The organism is Sphingobium sp. CFD-1, from assembly GCF_024611115.1.
Lineage (GTDB): Bacteria > Pseudomonadota > Alphaproteobacteria > Sphingomonadales > Sphingomonadaceae > Sphingobium > Sphingobium baderi_A.
This window is the reverse complement of record NZ_CP084398.1, coordinates 3,446,206-3,464,525: the sequence shown is the minus strand read 5'-3', so window position 1 is coordinate 3,464,525 and position 18,320 is coordinate 3,446,206. Positions and strand designations below refer to the sequence as shown.

Sequence of the window (18,320 nt, the reverse complement as noted above, 5' to 3'; positions counted from 1 at the left end):
GGCCTCTACTCCGCCGCCAGCAAAGCCTCCGCGCCGCCCAGGCTGACCGACACCAGGCGGCTGACGCCGCGCTCCACCATGGTCACGCCGAACAGCCGGTGCATCCGCGCCATGGTGACGGCATTATGGGTGACGATCAGATAGCGTGTCCGCGTCTGCCGCACCATCGCGTCCAGCATGTCGCAGAAACGCTCCACATTGGCGTCGTCGAGCGGCGCGTCCACCTCGTCCAGCACGCAGATCGGCGCGGGATTGGTGAGGAACAGCCCGAAGATCAGCGCCACGGCGGTGAGCGCCTGCTCGCCGCCCGACAGCAGCGTCAGCGCGGACAGCCTCTTGCCCGGCGGCTGCGCCATGATTTCCAGCCCCGCCTCCAGCGGATCGTCGCTGTCGATCAGTTCCAGATGCGCCTGCCCGCCGTTGAACAGCGTCGTGAAAAGCTGCCGGAAATGCCCGTCCACCGCCTCGAACGCGGCCAGCAGCCTTTGCCGCCCCTCGCGATTGAGGCTGCCGATGGAGCCGCGCAGGCGATGGATCGCCTGGGCCAGTTCCTCGCTCTCGGCCCGGCTCTTCGCCTGCGTGGCGTCCAGCTCTTCCAGTTCCTGCGCCGCGACCAGATTGACCGGCCCGATCCGCTCGCGCTCGGCGGACAGGCGATCATGCTCGGCCTGTTCGGTCTGGGCGATGCGAATGTCGGCGCTGGCAAAGCCCAGCCGCTCGGGCAGCACCGGCGGTGGACATTCGAACCGCTCGCCCGACAGGCGGTTGGTCTCGATGCGCCGCTCGTCCGCCGCCTCGGCCCGCGCCACTGCCGTGGCCCGCGCTTCCCGCGCCGCCGCCAGCGCTTCCCCGGCCTCGCTCGCCCGCCGTTCGGCGGTCCGCAGCGTCGCCTCGGCCTCGGCCTCGGCCTTGCGCGCGGCGTCGGACGCCTCCGTCAGCGCCGCGCCTTGCTCCGTCAATGCGGCAATCGCGTCTGCCAGCCGCTCCGGCTCCTGCGCCATCCGCGCCTGCTCGGCGGCCACATCCTCGCCGCGTTTCGTCATCGCCGCGATGCGCTTCCCGGCCTCGCCCGCACGGGATTGCCAGCTTTTCGCATCGGCCTCCGCCGCCGCCATGCGTTCGCGGTCGCCGCTCAGCGCCCTGTCGGCCAACGCCCGGTCGGCCTGCAACTGGCTGACCGCGGCCCGCGCCTTTTCGCTCGCCTGCGACAGGCTGGCGACCAGAGCGTGGGTTTCCCCGCCATCGGGCATGGCGGCCCGCGCCGCCTGCGCCGTTTGCCGTTCCTGCGCCGCCGCATCGCGATCCCGCCGCGCGACCGTCAGCCGCTCCTCAATGCCTTCACGCCGCCCGGCCAGCCTTTCCAGCGCCGTCCCGGTCTCGTCCGCCGCGCGCAGGGCTGTCCGCAACCGCTGCTCCGCCTCGCTCAGAGCCGCCCGCCCGGACGCCAGCGCCAGCGCCGCCGCCTGCTCGCGCGCCTGCGCGTCGCCCTGCGCCGCCCGCGCCGCCTCGACAGCCCTGTCCGCTGCCGGGCGGACCGCCGCAATCGCGTCCAGCCGGTTGAGCCGGATCAGCCGCTCCGCCGCCGCCGCGCCGCCCTGCGTCGCGACATAGCCGTCCCAGCGCCGCAGCTTTCCGTCCCGCGTCACCAGCCTCTGCCCCACGGCCAGCGCCTGCCCCGCGTCACGCTCCGCCACGGCGACCTGCGCCAGCCGCCGCGCCAGTTCCGGCGGCGCGGTCACATGACCGGCAAGCGGCGTGCATCCCTCCGGCATGGCAGGATCACCTGCGGCCGGGGCGGCCCCGCCCCAGAATCGCGGCCCCTCCGTCCCGATCGGCGCTTCCAGATCGTCGCCCAGCGCCGCCGCCAGCGCATGTTCATAACCCGGCGCGGCCTTCAGCCGATCCAGCGCCCGGCTTTTCCCGCCCGCGCCGCTCTCCACCGCACGCCTCAGCGCCGCCGCCTCGCTATCCAGCGCCGCCAAAGCGGCCCGCGTGGATGACAAGGCGGTATCCGCCTCCGCTCGCGCCTCGCTCGCCGCCTGCCGCTCCGCATCGGCCCCCGCAATCACAGCTTCGGCGGCATCGCGATCCCGCCCGGCCTGTTCCTGCGCGGCCAGCGCCTCGGCGCGCTTCGCTTCCAGCGGCGCGGCGTCGGGCAGGGCATCGACCTCTGCTTCCAGCTTCGTTACCTCGCGTTCTGCCCGGTCCAGCCGCCCCTGCGCCGCCGCCAGGGCTGCCTCGGCCACGCGCAGTTCAGCTTGCTCGCCCGCCTGTTTGGCCATCGCCCTTGCCAATTCCACTTCGGCGTCGCGCGCCGCGTCCTCCGCTTTGCCGATCCGGGCTGCAAAGTCGGGGATGATCGCTTCCGTCCCGGCAATACGCGCCTTGAGCGTCGCGACTTCCTCGGTCAGCCGCGCCATCGCCTCCGCCGCGTCATGGGCCAGCGTCCCCTCGCGCTCGCGATCTTCCTCCAACTGCCGCGCCTGCGTGGCAAGGTCGTGCATCCGCCGCACCACACCGTCCCGCTCGCTCTTGAGCGCGTTGAGCCTGTGCCCCGCCTCATTGGCCGCATCGCGCGCCGCCTGCGCGGCGGAACGCCGTTCCGCCAGAGCCTCCACCGCGGCCTGCGCGTGGGCCGCCGCCGCTATCTGCGCTTCATGCGCCGCCACGACCGCGCCTTCCGCCTGCTTCGCCTCGGTCCGCGCCGCGTCGGCGCTCGCGCTCGCCTCGCGCCAGCGGGCGAAAATCACCCGCGCCTCGGCCACGCGGATCTGTTCCGACAGCCGGATATAGCGTTCCGCCGCCTTGGCCTGCCGCCGCAGGCTGCCCGCGCGGCTCTCCATGTCCGCCAATATCTCGTCCAGCCGGGTCAGGTTGCCCTCGGCGGCGCGCAGCTTCTGTTCGGCATCCTTGCGCCGCACATGCAGGCCCGCGATCCCCGCCGCTTCCTCCAGCATGGCCCGGCGTTCCTGCGGGCGCGCGGCGATGACGGCGGCGATGCGCCCCTGGCTCACCAGCGCGGGACTATGCGCCCCGGTGGCGGCATCGGCGAAGATGAGGGCGATGTCCTTGGCCCGCACGTCGCGCCCATTGGCGCGATAGGCGCTGCCCGCCCCCCGTTCGATCCGGCGGGTGACTTCCAGTTCGCCGTCCGCCCCCACATCGACGGCGGAAAAAAGCTCGCCCTGTTCCTGCACGGTCAGCAGCGACACTTCGGCGAAATCGCGCTGCGGGCGGCTGGCGGTGCCCGCGAAGATCACATCCTCCATGCCGCCGCCGCGCATCGACTTGGCACTGGATTCGCCCATGACCCAGCGGATCGCTTCCAGCAGGTTGGACTTGCCGCAGCCATTGGGGCCGACGATGCCGGTCAGGCCCGGCTCGATCCGCAGCTCCGTTGCGTCGACGAAGCTCTTGAAGCCGGACAGCTTGAGGCGCTTTATCTGCACGACCAGCCTCCGGGGCGGCGCGCCGCCCGGTCAGGCCGTGAAGAAGGAAGCCCCCCCGCCGTCAATCAGATCCCCGCTTCTTTCAGCTTGGGCTGCAACGATGCCCAATTCGCCACATTGTCCACCAGAACGCCGTTGATGAGGAAGCTGGGGGTTCCCTCGATCTTATATTGCTCATTGGCGGCCTGCACGCCCTTGGCCAGCTTTTCGGCCGCAGCGGTGTTGGCAAGGCACTGTTTCGCCTGATCTTCCGAAATGCCGCGCTGCTTGGCGAAGTCCACCAGCCCAAGGGCGCCCGCCAACTGGCCGAAACGCTGTTGCGGCGGCGCGCTCATCAACTGCTGATATTTGTCGTCGCCCAGCGCCTGCGCCTTTTCGAACATCGCATTCTGATTGGCGAAGAACTGCTCCGACAGCGGGTAGAATACGTCCTTGCCGCCACACGCCGCCAACAGGGCCGTCGAAATGTCGATGGGATCGCGCACGAAGGTGCGGAACTCGTAGCTCATCTTGCCGGTGTTCACGATGTTGCGGATTTCCTCCGACGCCTCGGCGGAAAAGTCGCGGCAGTGCGAACAGGTGAACGATCCATATTCCACCAGCTTCAGCTTGGCGTCCGGGTTGCCCATGACGAAATAGCCGTCAGGCGTTTCGTTGACGGTGTCGGCCCAGCTTGTTCCGGCGGGCGCGGCGACGGCGGCGATCGGTTCGCCGGTGGGCTTGGCGCTTTCATCCGTCTTTCCGCCACAGGCGGCCAGCGTCAGGGAAAGGGCGATAAGGGCAATGCCATGCAGGGCTTTCACGGGACGATCGGCTCCGTTGTGAGTGAATGTTGTTACCTATGCAGGTCTAGATCACTGCGGCGCGTCGGGCAATGCAGCCTGTAAGCGCATCCAGTCCGACCCTTGCACCAGCGCGCCGTTGATGGTGAAGGACGGCGTGCCGCTGATCTTCACCTTGTTCCATGCCTCGTCGGTCATCGCCAGCACCTGCTTCATCGAAGCGGGATCGTTGATGCACCCGTCAAGCTGGGCATTGGTGAAGCCGCGCTTGTTCATCAGGTCATAGAGGCCGGTCTTCTGCCCGATCTCGCGCAGCGCGGCCTTCTGGTCGGCGGGCCTGGCCGCGCCATTCTTGTCATAGACGGTCAGCTTGTCCATCCATGCGTCCTGATTGGCGAACAGCGCCTCATGATTGCCGAAAAAGCGTTTCGCCCCGCCGCATCGCGCCAGCAAAGCGGCCGCCAGATCATATTTGTCGCGCACGGCGTTGCGGACTTCGACGCTGAACTTGCCGCCCTTCACATAGCGTTCGCGCAGCGGCTGGCTGGCTTCCGCCACGAAATGCGCGCAGTGGCTGCATGTGTAGCTCACATATTCGACCAGCTTCGTGGGCGCGGCGGGATTGCCCAGCACATGCCCGCCAATGGGCGACAGCGCGACATGGCCGACCCAATTGGGCGCAGCGAGGGCCGCGGCGGGAATAGCGAGCAGGCCAAGGGCAAGCAGACGAATCTTGTTCATGATTATGTCCATAACGCCATGCCTCCTGAACGGAGGCGGAATGATTGGAATATCTGGATATTCCGTTTAGGGCGTGGCGAAAATAGGGGATTTTGGGAACCGGCGCGCGGCGTGCTTGCAGCATGTGAGCACCGGGAGCGCAAAAAGCGCCGATTTGCAGCCCGTTCCAAGCTGAATAGGGGCATATTCTAGCTGATCTTGGGCAAACCGCTCGTATTGGCAATCCCCTGCGCCAGCGATTCGAGCACCGCGCGCAATTCCGGGTCGCCAATGTCCCGCAGCGAATCGCCCAGTTCCATCGGCAGGGGCTTCAGGTTGCGCGGCGGCGGGCGGCGTTCCGGCTTGGCGGGCCGCACCTGCCCCTGCTTCATCGCGACCTTCGCGACGGCATTATAGCCGAAGAAGCGGTTCACCCGTTCGATGATGTCGGGCATCACATGCTGCATCATCGGCGCATGGCCGCTCATGACCGTCAGTTGCAGCGTCCCGCCCGCTTTCTGCCCCACCGGGAAGCGAATCGATTCGGGGACGGAAATATCCGCATAATGCGGCCCCACGATCTCCGCCCAGCGGGTGACGACGCTCGACTGCACGAAACCGAACTTGCGGAAAGCCGCCCGCCCGATGTCAGGCATCAGGTCCGCGATCTGCCGCGGGCCGCCCACGCGTGGACGTTCCGCCGCCGCTTCGGCGCGATTCTTCGCTTTGGGTGCTGCGGGACGTTCCGTCATGGCTCGCTTAATGGCATAGCGCCGCCATGCGCGTCGAGAGCAGCAACAGGAAAATCGCGAAAGACCTCCTCGCGCATTATGACGTCCACGCTCGCCGCCTGCCATGGCGCGCGCCGCCCGGATCGAACGAAGCCGCCGATCCCTATCGCGTCTGGCTGTCGGAAGTCATGCTGCAACAGACGACCGTGGCCGCCGTCGCTCCCTATTTCGCTCGCTTTACCGATCGATGGCCGACCGTTGCCGATCTGGCGGCAGCGGACGATGCGGAGGTGATGGCCGCATGGGCGGGCCTTGGCTATTATGCCCGCGCTCGCAACCTGCTCGCCTGCGCTCGCGCCGTCGCCCGCGATCATGGCGGAACCTTCCCCGATACGGAGGAAGGGCTGCGCGCCTTGCCGGGGGTGGGGGCCTATACCGCCGCCGCCGTCGCCGCCATCGCCTTCCGCCGCCGTGCCGTGGTGGTGGACGCCAATGTCGAGCGCGTCGTCGCCCGCCTCTTCGCCATCGCCACGCCGCTCCCTGCTGCCCGGTCCGAAATCCGCGCCGCCGCCGACAGAATCACGCCGGACGCTCGCGCAGGCGATTTCGCACAGGCGATGATGGACCTGGGCGCAACCATCTGCACGCCCCGCAACCCCGCCTGCGGCGTTTGCCCCTTGCGGGAGGATTGCGCGGCCTTCCTCACCGCCGATCCCGCCGCCTTCCCGGTCAAGGCCGCGAAAAAGGCCAGACCCCATCGCCATGGCCATGTTTGGTGGATTGAGCGGGCGGACGGCCATGTCTGGCTGGTCCGCCGCCCGGACAAAGGCCTGCTCGGCGGGATGCGCGCCTTGCCGTCCTCGGACTGGAGCGCGGCCGCGCCCGCTGCCACACCGCCGTTTCCCGCCCGCTGGAGCGCCCTTGCCGATCCCGTCACCCATGTCTTTACCCATTTCTCGCTTGACCTCATGGTGCATGTCGCTCGTGTGAACGGGGATTGCGTTCCGCCGGGGCAGGGTGAATGGTGGCCGCTGGGCACGCTGGAGCAGGCTGGCCTCCCCACGCTTTTCCGCCGCGCGGCCGATGCGGCGATCAAGGAGACGACCCAGGATGCATGGCTCTGAAGCCTCGGAAAAGCCGCTGCCCGGCTATGTCGGCAGCAGGCTGGACCGCGTCGACGAAATTCGCTCCAATCCCGCGCTGCTGGCCAAAACCTTCGCCGACCCCGCGGCTCTTTGCGTGCTGCTGGACGGCCTCGATCCTGTGGTCGTGGACGGCGCGCTCGCCATGGAACCGCTGCCTCCCGGCGCCGTGATGGAGGATTATGTCCTGCTCGGCGTCGATCCCGCCCGCATACCGATTTTCGCGCGCCTGATCGACCGGGCGGCTGGCAGCTTCACGCCTTCGGCCCGCAGCCGCGCCGTCGTGAACGAAGTCTCCCCCGATCAGGCCGCGCTTTATGCCGGCGCGCGCAGCCTGGTCGACTGGCATGCCCGCCACCGTTTTTGCGCGGCCTGCGGTTCGCCTACCGTGCCGCACAAGGGCGGCTGGGCGCGTCAGTGCAAGGGTTGCGATACCGAACATTTCCCCCGCGTCGATCCGGTCGTCATCATGCTGGCCGAACATCGCGGCCGCGTCCTTGTCGGTCGCCAGCATCGCTGGCCCCCGCGCCATTATTCCGCGCTCGCCGGGTTCCTTGAACCGGGCGAAACGATCGAGGAAGCGGTCGCCCGCGAACTCAAGGAAGAAGCGGGCGTCACCGTCCATTCGATCCGCTATGTCATGAGCCAGCCCTGGCCCTTCCCCTCGACCCTGATGATCGCCTGCATGGCGCAGGCCGATGACGATGCACTGACGCTCGACCAGACGGAGATAGAGGACGCCATCTGGTGCGACGCCGATCAGGTCCGCGCCGCTCTGGAAGGGCGGCCCGACGCGCCGTTTCTGACCCCGCCGCCGATGGCGGTCGCCTGGCATCTGCTCGATCACTGGCTCGCGCACGTTGCGCCCACGCGGGCAAGCGCGTAAGGGCCGAAACCTGTTTTCCATCTTTTCAGGATCGTCTCTCCTCCATGCTCAGCCTCGAAGAAGCCCAGTCGCGCGCGCAGGATCTGGTGACGGCCGCGCGCCGGGCGGGCGCGGATGCGGCGGACGCCATCTATGCCTGCAACGCATCGACCACCGTGTCGGTGCGTCTGGGCGAACTGGAGGATGTGGAACGCTCGGAAGGCGAGGAAATCGGCCTGCGTGTCTTCGTGGGCCAGCGTTCCGCCAGCATTTCCGGGTCGGACATGAACCCCGCGACGCTCGAAACCCTGGTCGAACGCTGCATCGCCATGGCCCGCGAAGCGCCCGACGACCCCTATGCCGGTCTCGCCCCCGAAGACCGCCTGCTCCGCAAGCGCCTGCCCCATCTCGATCTCGTCGATGAGGAGGAGCCGGAACCTGCCGCCCTGCGCGAACGCGCGCTGGTCGTGGAAGAAGCGGCCCGCACCATCCCCGGCATCACCAACAGCGAAGGCGGCGGCGCTGCCAATGGGCGCAGCCAGATGGCGCTTGCCACCAGCCATGGCTTTGCGGGGGCCTATGCGGGCACCAGCCATTCCACCTGGGCCAGCGTGCTCGCGGGCACCGGCGCGGACATGCAGCGCGACCATGCCAGCCACAGCGCCCGCCATCTCGAAGATCTCGACCATGCGGAGGAAGTCGGCCAGCGCGCGGGTCATCGCGCCGTCGCCCGCCTCAACCCCGTCCGTATCGAAAGCGGCATGCTGCCCATCATCTTCGATCCCCGCGTGGGGTCCAGCCTTGTCGGGCACCTGATCGGCGGCATCGTCGGTCCGGCCATCGCCCGCCGGTCCAGCTTCCTGCTCGACAGCCTGGGCGAGGCATTGTTCGATTCGGCCGTCACCATCATCGACGATCCGCTGCGCCAGCGCGGCCTGCGGTCGCGGCCCTTCGATGGGGAGGGGCTTCCCGTCGCGCGCCGCGCGCTGATCGACGCGGGCGTCCTGACCGGCTGGCTGCTCGACAGCGCTTCGGCCCGGCAGCTCGGCCTCGAACCGACCGGCCATGCCAGCCGGGGCGGCAGCGGCGCGCCGGGCGCGGGCGTCTCCAACGTCCATATGGAACCGGGCGCCATTTCCCCCGGCGACCTGATGGCGGACGTGAAGCGCGGCCTTTACGTCACCGAACTGATCGGCATGGGCGTCAACGGCGTGACCGGCGACTATAGCCGGGGCGCTGCGGGCTTCCTCATCGAAAATGGCGCGGTGACGCAGGCGGTGTCGGAGATCACCATCGCGGGCAATTTGAAGGATATGTTCCGCGCCCTGACGCCGGCAAGCGACCTCAGCTACCGCTACGCCATTAACGTGCCCACCCTGCGCGTCGACGGGATGACCGTTGCCGGGGGGTGAACCAGACATAGGCGCGCTGGTGTCGGTCGTGTCCCAAGCGGCCGACCGGGCGTTGGCGCTATGGGCCGGCGGTAACACGCAGGTGCGCCAGTGGGAAAAGACGCCCGGCCAGCCCGTCTGCGAAGCCGATATCGAACTCGACGCCATGCTGCGCGCGAATCTCTCCGCGCTCGATCCTTCGGCGGGCTGGCTGTCGGAGGAGACCGCCGACACCGTCCATCGGCTTGGCCAATCGCGCGTCTGGGTCGTCGATCCGATCGACGGCACCCGCGACTATCTGCGCGGGCGGCGCGGCTGGGCGGTTTCCGTCGCCCTGGTGGAGGATGGCGCGGTGCGCGCCGGGGTGCTCGCCGCACCCGCGCGCAATGAATTGTGGGTCGCGCAGGCAGGGCAGGGGGCGACTCGCAACGGCGTCCGCCTGCACGCTGGATCGCGCACGATGCTGGCGGGCGCGCGCGTGCCCGCCGATCAGCTTCCCCGCATCGACCGCGATCTTGCGACGGTGGAAAAGCCCAACAGCATCGCGCTGCGTATGGCGATGGTCGCGGCGGATGAAGCGGACCTTGTCGCCACCGTGCGATGGGGCAATGAATGGGATATAGCGGCCGCTGGCCTTATCGCGCAGGAAGCCGGCGCGATCGTCACCGATGCGCTGGGCGCGCCTTTATTCTATAACCAGCCCCGGCCCGCCGCTTTCGGCCTGCTCTGCACCGCGCCTGGCATCCACGCGGCGGCGACAGAGCGTCTGGCCCCGCGTGCGCGGGAGATATTGGCAGCAAACCCTAGAGCGTGATGCGTTAGATCTTGCCGTATTTGGCCTCGAACCCGGCAACGTCCCCGGCGGCGAGATATTTCGCCTGGTCTATCCACTGGTCGCGCACGGGACGGCCCTTGAAATTACCCAGCTTGGCGTCGATCGCGGCGAGATCGGCATCGGTCCACGCCGCGATCTGGGCAAAGCGCGTGACCCCCAGTTCGATCAGCAGCATGTTGAGCTTCGGCCCCACGCCCTTGAGCTTGAGCAGATCGTCCGGTCCTTCGGACGGCGCGGTGACGGCGGGCGATACCGGGACGACGGGCGGCGCTTCTACCGGCGCGGCGACGGGCTCGGTTTCCGGCACGGCTGGGATGATGGCTTCGACATCCACCGGCACCATCGGCACCGGCACGGCCACGGCCTTCGGCGCGGGAGGCGGTGGCGTTGAAGCCAGCGGCGCCGGTTTCTGCTCGACCGGCGCGGTGGATGCGGCATCGTCCGCCTGATCCGCCTTCTGCCTGCCCGACAGCAGGAAAACGATCCCGATAATGATCAGCAGCGCGATCAGCAGCCACAGGCCATAGTCAATGAAGAATTCCTGCATCCCTTCCGTCTCCCATTCCTACCCTTTACCCTATTTAAGAGCAGCTTGGCCTGTGGGACAAGGGCAATCAGGCCACGGTTTCTTCCCGCGCGACTTCCCGCCAGCCAATATCGCGGCGGCAAAAGCCGGTCGGAAAGTCGATCGCGTCGACCGCCGCATAGGCTGCTTTCTGCGCCTCGCGCACGCTTTGCCCCGTCGCCGTGACGTTCAGCACGCGGCCGCCCGCCGCGATGATCGCGCCGTCCTTTTTCGCCGTGCCTGCATGGAAAACCCGCGCGCCGCCTGCCTGCGCCGCGTCGATCCCGGTGATGACGCCGCCCTTTTCCGGTGTCCCCGGATAGCCATTCGCCGCCATGACGATGGTGAGCGCGGTGCGATCCGCCAGTTCCACCGGCCCCTGCTCCGCCAGCGTTCCGTCCGCGACCGCCAGCAGCAATTCCACCAGATCGCCGTCGAAGCGCATCATCAGCACCTGACATTCCGGATCGCCGAACCGGGCATTATATTCGATCAGCTTCGGACCTTCGTCCGTCAGCATCAGCCCGGCATAGAGCACGCCCGAATAAGGCGTCCCCTCGGCGGCCAGCGTCTCCACGGTCGGCCGGATGATCCGTTCCATCACCTGCTGCTCCAGCTCCGCCGTCAGCACCCGCGCCGGGCTGTAGGCGCCCATGCCGCCCGTGTTCGGTCCGGTGTCGCCATCGCCCACCCGCTTGTGATCCTGTGCGGAGCCGAAGGGCAGGATCGCGCTCCCGTCCGTCAACGCAAAGAAGCTCGCTTCCTCCCCGCGCATAAATTCCTCCAGCACCACTTCCTCGCCCGCCGCGCCGAACGCGCCGGAAAACATGGTGTCCAGCGCCTCCAGCGCCTCCTCCCGCGTCTCCGCGATGATGACGCCCTTGCCCGCCGCCAGCCCATCGGCCTTGATGACCACCGGCAGCGCGAAATCGTCCAGCGCCGCGATCGCGCCGTCCTTGCTGGTCACGCGTTCATAGGCGGCGGTGAGGATATTCGCGCGCTTGCACAGATCCTTGGTGAAGCCCTTGGAGCCTTCCAGCTGCGCCGCCTTCTTGCCCGGCCCGAACACCGGCGTCCCCGTCGCGCGCAGATTGTCGGCAAGGCCATCGACCAGCGGCGCTTCCGGCCCGATCACCACCAGCCCGATGGAATGGCGGATGCAGAAATCGACGACCGCGCGATGATCCTTCGCGTCGAGGTCGACCAATTGCGCGTGCTGCGCTATGCCCGGATTGCCCGGCGCGGCATACAATGTTTTGAGGCGCGGCGATTGCGCCAGCTTCCATGCCAGCGCATGTTCGCGGCCGCCGCCGCCAAGCAGAAGGATGTTCATGTCGCCCATGTCCCCGGATTTCGATGCCTATGACAGTTCGGGTCGCCTGTTAGCGGAGGAACGGGCGGGGGACAACGCGCCGCCGCTGTCCGTGAGCGAATTGTCCTCGCTGCTCAAGCGCACGGTGGAGGACCGTTTCGGCCATGTTCGCCTGCGCGGCGAGATTTCCGGTTTCAAGCGTGCGGCGTCCGGCCACCTCTATCTCGCGCTCAAGGACGATAATGCCGTCATCGACGGCGTCATGTGGAAAGGCAGCGCCGCCCGCCTGGCCTTCGCCGCGCAGGACGGGGTGGAGGTGATCGCCACCGGCAGGCTCACCACCTATCCCGGCCGCTCCAAATATCAGATCGTCATCGACCGGATGGAACTGGCCGGGGAGGGCGCGCTGATGGCGCTCCTCGAAAAGCTCAAGGCGAAACTGGCGGGAGAGGGCCTGTTCGACCGCGACCGTAAACGTCCCTTGCCCTTCATGCCGCGCACCATCGGCGTCGTGACCTCGCCCACCGGCGCCGTCATCCGCGACATCCTCCACCGCCTGTCGGACCGCTGCCCGACCGATGTGCTGCTCTGGCCGGTGCTGGTGCAGGGCGAAGGCGCGGCGGCGCAGGTGGCCCGTGCCGTGCGCGGCTTTTCCGCCATGCCCGCCGGTGGCGCGCTGCCGCGACCCGATCTCGTCATCGTCGCGCGCGGCGGCGGCTCCATCGAGGATCTGTGGAGCTTCAACGAGGAAATCGTCGTCCGCGCCGTGGCGGAATGTTCGATCCCGATCATCTCGGCCGTCGGCCACGAAACCGACACCACCCTTTGCGATTATGCCGCCGACATGCGCGCGCCCACGCCCACCGCCGCTGCAGAAATGGCCGTGCCGGTCCGCGCCGAGCTGTTGGCGATGCTGCGCGAACAGGGTCTCCGCATGGACCGGGCCGTCCGGCGCGGTGCGGCGCAGGCGCGCGAGCGGCTGGAGATGCAGGCGCGGCTCATGCCCACGCCCGACACGCTGCTCGCGCCCCAGCGGCAGCGGCTCGACCAGCTTTCCGACGCGCTCGCCAGCGGCCTGCGCCACCGCCTTGCCGATGCCCGGACGCATCTCAGCCAGGCAGGCGGGGCGCTTCGCCCCGCGCTGCTCCAGCAATATGTGAGCCGCGCGAAGGAGCGGGTGGACCGCCTGAAGCTGCGTCCCGACTATCTCGCTCGCGCGCTGGCGGAGCGTTCCACCGCTTTCGACCGCCTCTCGCGCCTGTTCGTCTCGCTCGATCCCGACCGGCCGCTCCAGCGCGGGTTCGCGCGCGTCATGGCGGGCGGCCACCTGATCCGCGACACGACCGCCGCCCGCGCTGCCGGGCAGGTCACGCTCCATTTCCGCGATGGAGAGGTGGACGCCGCCGTCGATGGCGCGCCGCCTCTTGAGAAGCCCGCCCCTGCGGCTATATCGATTCCGTCCCGCCCGTCCCGCAAATCGCGTAGCGAAGAGGAAATCCGGCAACAGGATCTGTTTTCCTGACGCCCCCGACCCGTGTAAAAGGCCGCCTGAAATGCTGATGTCCAACCGCGACCGCGCCGCCCGGCTGCATTATATGCCCTACAGCTTCCGCGTGTTGCAGGCGGGCGATCATGTAATCTGCGCGGTGACCGGGCAGAAGATCGCGCTCGAAAATCTGCGTTACTGGAGCATATCGCGGCAGGAACCCTATGCCAGCGCCGAAGTCTCCGCCCGCGCCGAACTGAAAGCCCGCGGCGAAGGATGAAGTTCTTCCTGGCGGCCGCGGCGTTGGCGTTGACCGCGGTCGCAGCGCCGTCCGCGCCTGCTCCGTCCGTTGCCGTCGCCGCTTACGATTTCCGCTTGTCGGGCGAAATGACGCAGGGCGGGGTGATGCTCGGCACTGCCCCATCGGCAACGGTCGATCTGCGCTTGAACGGCCAGCCCGTCCCCGTCGAGCGCGATGGCCGCTTCCTCATCGCCTTCGATCGCGACGCAGGCCCGCAGGCACGCCTCACCGCGCGCCTCGCCGATGGCCGCGTCATGGAGCGCCCGCTCACCATCGCGCCGCGCGCATGGCGTCTGGAGCGCATCAACGCCCCCATGCGTCCCACGAAAAGCACGGAAGCCTTCATGGCGATCCGCAAGCCTGAACTTGACCGCATCGCCGCCGCCCGCGCCACGATCACGGAAGCGCAGGGCTGGCGGCAGACGTTCATCTGGCCGCGCCGGGGCCGTATCTCCGGCCTGTTCGGCGCGCAACGCATCTATCAGGGCACGCCCGGCGCCTATCACAGCGGCGTGGACGTGGCGGGCGCGACGGGGGAGCCTGTCGTCGCCCCGGCCGACGGCGTGGTGATCCTCGCGGCGGACAGGCCCTTCACGCTGGAGGGCAATCTGCTGATGATCGACCACGGCCACGGCCTCAACAGCGCCTTCCTGCACCTGTCGCGGATCGACGTGAGTCCCGGACAGCATGTGTCCCAAGGGCAACGCATCGGCGCGATCGGCGCGACGGGCCGCGCCACCGGCCCGCATCTCCACTGGAGCATGAAGTGGAACGACGCCCGGATCGACCCGCTGTTGCTGGCGGGGGCGATGCCGTCGGCAGAATGAAACGACTCAGCCGACGCGCTTCATCCGCACGGCGCGATCATCTTCGATCTTGCCCATGAAGCTGCCCATGCTGGCGCGGCGGATTTCTATCGTCATGCCCGCTTTCGGAGTGCGGCGGATGATGGGTTCCGTCGTCATCCATTGTGCGCCGTCCTCCAACTGGATCTGCCATTTCCCATAACCAAGATTTTTGACCGAGGCGATGGTGGTCTGGATACGGGAAAACCCTTCTTCTTCCTTTTTCGCATCGTCGTCGCCGTCAAGGAAAGGCAGTTTGGGAAAGGAAAAGCCAAAAAGCGTCCGCCGCGTTTTGTGCAATTCAGCCTTGTCCAAAATCACGACTTCATCGCGATCCGATGCCGCCTGCATATCGGCGACCTGCCGATCAAAACAAGCGAGTCGTTGTGAATCCATTGCAATGTCGCGGCATTTCAGCAGGTCGGTGAAGATTTCGGGACGAGGCTGTTGAGGGGGCGCAGCGCGTGCATTTTGCAACGCCAGGCCGAAGGCGATGGCAAGAACAAGGACGTGTGATGTTTTGGTCAACGGCTTTCTCCATCGCTTCCCGGCAAATGCCAGAGCTAGCAAGCACCCGAAGCTCCCTGCGTCAAGAGAGGTGTCAAAGAGCCCGAAAAACCATGGAAATGGCATAATCGGTCAAGCAAAACTCCGTCGTCTGCAGCAATGAATATGGTCACCTGGGAACGTTGTAATAATATTGCTTTCCCCGATTTTTACCCCGGCGCCAGTTTGTTGCATTTATGATACAGCCCGCTGTAAAAGCAGTGCGCGCGCTGTGAGCGCGCTTTACAGATGACCCCAGTCCCGCGCAATTTCCGCCAATCCACAAGGGGAACGCTGTCGGGCATATCTCTCCTTAGGACCATAATGGGGGCAGGAAACTGCCTTCACTCCAGAGCAAGGGACTGGACCGTGAAGAAACTTTCGAAAACCGCGCTTCTGCGCGCCGGTGTCGCGCCATTCATTGTGGGCGCGATGCTTCCTGCTGCTGCATTTGCACAGGGCGGGGCCGCCGACGAAGGCGAAGCCACTATCATCGTTACCGGTTCGCGTATCGCGCGGCCGGACCTCGACCAGGCTAGCCCCATTGCGGTGGTGTCGGCCGAGCAGTTTGCGCTTAAGGGCCAGACCAACGTCGAGAGCGTCCTCAACGATCTGCCACAGGTCATGGGTTCGTCGACGGGCACGTCGAACAATCCCGGCGGCGGCATCGCGACCGTCGACCTTCGCGGCCTTGGCACTTCGCGTACGCTGGTGCTGGTCAATGGCCGCCGCTACATGTCCTATGACGTCAATCAGGTCGTCGACCTCAACACCATTCCGCAGGCGCTGATTGAGCGCGTGGACGTGGTGACGGGTGGCCGCTCGGCTGTTTACGGGTCGGACGCGATCGCCGGTGTCGTCAACTTCGTCCTGAAGCGCGACTTTGAAGGCATCGAACTCAATTCGACATACGAGCTCAGCAGCCGTGGCGATGGCGCGCGTTGGGACATCAATGGCACCATCGGCGCCAATTTCGATGACAACCGCGGTAACGTCACGCTTTCGCTCGATTATTACAAGCGCAAGGCGATCTTCGCCAGCAAACGTAGCTGGTCGCGTGACAGTTTCAACGATAACCAGGACGGCACTTTCAGCCCCGGCGGTTCCGGTTCGATCCCTGAGGGTCGTATCCAGGTTCCCGGCCTGAATGCCGCGCTGGGACTTCCGAACAGTGCAATCTTCTTCAACCCGGATGGCAGCCCGAGTGCATATGACTCATCGGCCAACGCCTATAACACCAATCCCGCGAACTATCTGCAGGTTCCGCAGGAACGCTTCCTCATCTCCGCGCGCGCGCAATATGAGGTGAGCAGCATCTTCAAGCCCTATATGGAAGCGCAATATGTCAACAATCGCGTTGACAACCTGCTTGCCGCGACGCCGCTGGGCAACTCCACCCCCTTTGGCACCGGCGTGAACGCAGGGTCGCTGGGCGCTTTCGACATCCAGGCGAATTCGCCCTACTTCTCGCCTGAACTTCAGGCTGCATTGAACGGTCTTGATACGGATGGCGATGGCTATGTCAGCGTCCCGGCCTATGGTTTCCGCACCTTGGGCCTGGGCGGCCGCCTCAATCAGGATGATCGCAGCGCTTTCCGGATCGTCGTCGGTGCGGAAGGCGACCTGGGAGCGGGCTGGTCCTATGACGGCTACTACATGTATGCCCGGACCAAGAATTCCCAGCGTCAGACGGGCAATGTTGCTCTGACCAATTTCCTGGCTGCGACTCGTACCGCTTTCCAGGATTCGGCCGGTAACATCTCGCCCTTCCCGTTCGCGGGTGAGCCCAATGGGGGCACGCTTGTCTGCTCTTCGGCCGATGCGCGTCAGGCGGGCTGCGTCCCGGCGAATCTCTTCGGCACGGGTAATCTTTCCTCCGACGCGGCCGCTTATCTCGGCATTGGCGCGACCAATCTGGAGGAATACACGACCCAGGTTGCCAGCGTCGCCTTCACCAACTCCAGCCTGTTCGATCTCGGCGCAGGCGGCGTCGGCGTCGCGCTCGGCGCGGAATGGCGTTCGGAACGGGGCAGCACCACGCCCGACACCTTCCTGGCATCGGGCAATGTCGGCGGCTTCAATCCTGGCGCGCCCACATCGGGTGGCTACAGTGTTCGCGAATTCTTCGGCGAAGTGAATGTTCCGCTTCTGGCCGACACCTTCGTGAAGCGGTTTGAAGTCAACGGCGCGGCGCGTTTCACGCATTATTCCAACGCGCCGGGCAATGTGTTCACCTGGGCGGCAGGCGCGCAGCTTGAAGTTGTCAAGGGCATCGGCTTCCGTGGCCAGTTCCAGCGGGCAATCCGTGGTCCCAGCGTCAACGAGCTGTATCTGGGGCAGACCGTCAGCTTTGACGGCCAGAGCGATCCGTGCGGCAATGCCGGTGTGACGCCGACCAGCGCATTGGGTCAGGCCTGTATCGCCAATGGCGTGCCCGCCCAATATGTGGGCGATCCGAACACCAACGACTCGAACCTGGTGAATCCGCCATCGTTCCAGTCGGGTAATGCGGATCTGCGCGAAGAAAAGTCGAAGACCTTTACCATCGGTGCGGTCTTGACGCCCGGCCTGTTGCCCGGTTTCAGCGCGACGGTTGACTATTACAAGATCAAGATCACGGGTTTCATCAGCCCTTATGGCCAAGGCAATATCTTTGCGGGCTGTTTTGACCAGGGCATTCAGTCCTTCTGTGACCTAATTTCGCGTAACTCGCTCGGTCAGGTGGAACGGATCGTCGACCAGAACCAGAATTCGGGTGGCCTCAAGACCGACGGTCTGGATATCTCGTTGGGCTACACCACGCCGCTGCCGTTCACGATTGCCGGCGATGAACCGAAACTGTCGCTGAACTTCAACGGCACGCGCGTTTTCAAATATGACTTCACGCCCGTCGTTGGCGTGCCGATCGTCAATGAATGCGTCGGCAAGTTCGGCGTGGCGTGCAGCACTTCGGTGCCGTCGGGCCAGCCGATTCCGAAGTGGCGCCATTCTCTCCGCACTACTCTCGACTTCGGTAAGATAACGACTTCGGTGCAATGGCGTTACACGGGCGGCGTGCGCGATGATGATCCGAACACCATCTATGCGGTGGAAAAGATCAAGGCTTTCAATTATTTCGATTTGGCCCTCGCGGCCGACATCACGGATAATTTCAGCCTCACCGGCACTGTGTCGAACCTGTTCGACAAGCGTCCGCCCTTCGTTATCAGCCAGCAGACCGGCGGTAACGGCGAGCAGTCCAACACACTGCCTAGCACTTATGATGTCCTGGGACGCTATCTCTCGATCTCGGCGAAGCTTCGCTTCTGATCCGCGTCCAGTCTATATTGGGAATAAGGGGCGGAGTGGGA

Annotated in this window: 15 protein-coding genes; 8 read left to right on the top strand and 7 right to left on the bottom strand. The window is 66.3% G+C overall.

Features of this window, described 5'->3' with window-relative positions; translation table 11 throughout:
• Positions 1-5 precede the first annotated feature (5 nt).
• The 4 genes from LDB26_RS17395 to LDB26_RS17380 all read right to left on the bottom strand — a co-directional run bounded on the left by LDB26_RS17395 (position 6) and on the right by LDB26_RS17380 (position 5,703).
• A complete protein-coding gene (locus LDB26_RS17395) occupies positions 6-3,449 on the bottom strand; it encodes a chromosome segregation SMC family protein (protein WP_257539368.1) in 3,444 nt (1,147 codons plus the stop codon).
• 65 nt (positions 3,450-3,514) lie between these two features.
• Positions 3,515-4,252, bottom strand: a complete 738-nt coding sequence (locus LDB26_RS17390; protein ID WP_062062134.1) for a thioredoxin domain-containing protein — start codon at positions 4,250-4,252, stop codon at positions 3,515-3,517.
• Between the two features lie 51 nt (positions 4,253-4,303).
• Positions 4,304-4,972 carry a DsbA family protein gene (locus tag LDB26_RS17385; RefSeq protein ID WP_257539366.1) on the bottom strand — a complete coding sequence of 223 codons (669 nt, stop codon included), beginning with the start codon at positions 4,970-4,972 and terminating at the stop codon, positions 4,304-4,306.
• Between the two features lie 188 nt (positions 4,973-5,160).
• Positions 5,161-5,703, bottom strand: a complete 543-nt coding sequence (locus tag LDB26_RS17380; RefSeq protein WP_257539365.1) for a DUF721 domain-containing protein — start codon at positions 5,701-5,703, stop codon at positions 5,161-5,163.
• A 26-nt stretch (positions 5,704-5,729) separates the two neighbouring features.
• Here LDB26_RS17380 and mutY point away from each other — a divergent pair, with 26 nt between their 5' ends.
• The 4 genes from mutY to LDB26_RS17360 are packed head-to-tail and all read left to right on the top strand — an operon-like array spanning position 5,730 to position 9,894.
• The gene (mutY, locus tag LDB26_RS17375; RefSeq protein ID WP_257539364.1) at positions 5,730-6,806 is read left to right on the top strand and encodes an A/G-specific adenine glycosylase; all 1,077 of its coding nucleotides are present in this window, start codon (positions 5,730-5,732) and stop codon (positions 6,804-6,806) included.
• Positions 6,793-7,710, top strand: a complete 918-nt coding sequence (gene nudC, locus LDB26_RS17370; protein ID WP_257539363.1) for an NAD(+) diphosphatase — start codon at positions 6,793-6,795, stop codon at positions 7,708-7,710. Before mutY ends, nudC begins: the two co-directional genes overlap by 14 nt.
• 44 nt (positions 7,711-7,754) lie before the next feature.
• Positions 7,755-9,101, top strand: a complete 1,347-nt coding sequence (locus LDB26_RS17365) for a TldD/PmbA family protein (protein WP_257539362.1) — start codon at positions 7,755-7,757, stop codon at positions 9,099-9,101.
• The gene (locus LDB26_RS17360; protein ID WP_257539361.1) at positions 9,088-9,894 is read left to right on the top strand and encodes a 3'(2'),5'-bisphosphate nucleotidase CysQ; all 807 of its coding nucleotides are present in this window, start codon (positions 9,088-9,090) and stop codon (positions 9,892-9,894) included. The genes LDB26_RS17365 and LDB26_RS17360 overlap by 14 nt, the downstream gene beginning before the upstream one ends.
• 4 nt (positions 9,895-9,898) lie before the next feature.
• Here the strand turns inward: LDB26_RS17360 and LDB26_RS17355 are convergent, their stop codons facing one another.
• Positions 9,899-10,462, bottom strand: coding sequence for a hypothetical protein (locus LDB26_RS17355; RefSeq protein ID WP_257539360.1), 564 nt, complete (start codon positions 10,460-10,462; stop codon positions 9,899-9,901).
• A gap of 67 nt (positions 10,463-10,529) precedes the next feature.
• Positions 10,530-11,813 carry a phosphoribosylamine--glycine ligase gene (gene purD / locus LDB26_RS17350; protein WP_257539358.1) on the bottom strand — a complete coding sequence of 428 codons (1,284 nt, stop codon included), beginning with the start codon at positions 11,811-11,813 and terminating at the stop codon, positions 10,530-10,532.
• 7 nt (positions 11,814-11,820) lie between these two features.
• On the opposite strand from purD, the gene xseA reads away from it, so the two are divergent.
• From xseA to LDB26_RS17335, 3 genes are read left to right on the top strand one after another with little or no spacing between them, the layout of a single operon-like run.
• Positions 11,821-13,314, top strand: coding sequence for an exodeoxyribonuclease VII large subunit (gene xseA / locus LDB26_RS17345; RefSeq protein WP_257542180.1), 1,494 nt, complete (start codon positions 11,821-11,823; stop codon positions 13,312-13,314).
• Between the two features lie 31 nt (positions 13,315-13,345).
• Positions 13,346-13,558 carry a DUF2093 domain-containing protein gene (locus LDB26_RS17340; protein ID WP_062062114.1) on the top strand — a complete coding sequence of 71 codons (213 nt, stop codon included), beginning with the start codon at positions 13,346-13,348 and terminating at the stop codon, positions 13,556-13,558.
• Positions 13,555-14,406 (top strand): M23 family metallopeptidase, encoded by an 852-nt coding sequence (locus LDB26_RS17335; protein WP_257539356.1) that lies wholly within the window; start codon positions 13,555-13,557, stop codon positions 14,404-14,406. The genes LDB26_RS17340 and LDB26_RS17335 overlap by 4 nt, the downstream gene beginning before the upstream one ends.
• Before the next feature lie 6 nt (positions 14,407-14,412).
• On the opposite strand, the gene LDB26_RS17330 is transcribed toward LDB26_RS17335, so the two are convergent.
• Positions 14,413-15,057 (bottom strand): hypothetical protein, encoded by a 645-nt coding sequence (locus LDB26_RS17330; protein ID WP_257539354.1) that lies wholly within the window; start codon positions 15,055-15,057, stop codon positions 14,413-14,415.
• 282 nt (positions 15,058-15,339) lie between these two features.
• On the opposite strand from LDB26_RS17330, the gene LDB26_RS17325 reads away from it, so the two are divergent.
• Positions 15,340-18,279 (top strand): TonB-dependent receptor domain-containing protein, encoded by a 2,940-nt coding sequence (locus tag LDB26_RS17325; RefSeq protein ID WP_257539352.1) that lies wholly within the window; start codon positions 15,340-15,342, stop codon positions 18,277-18,279.
• Positions 18,280-18,320: the final 41 nt, after the last annotated feature.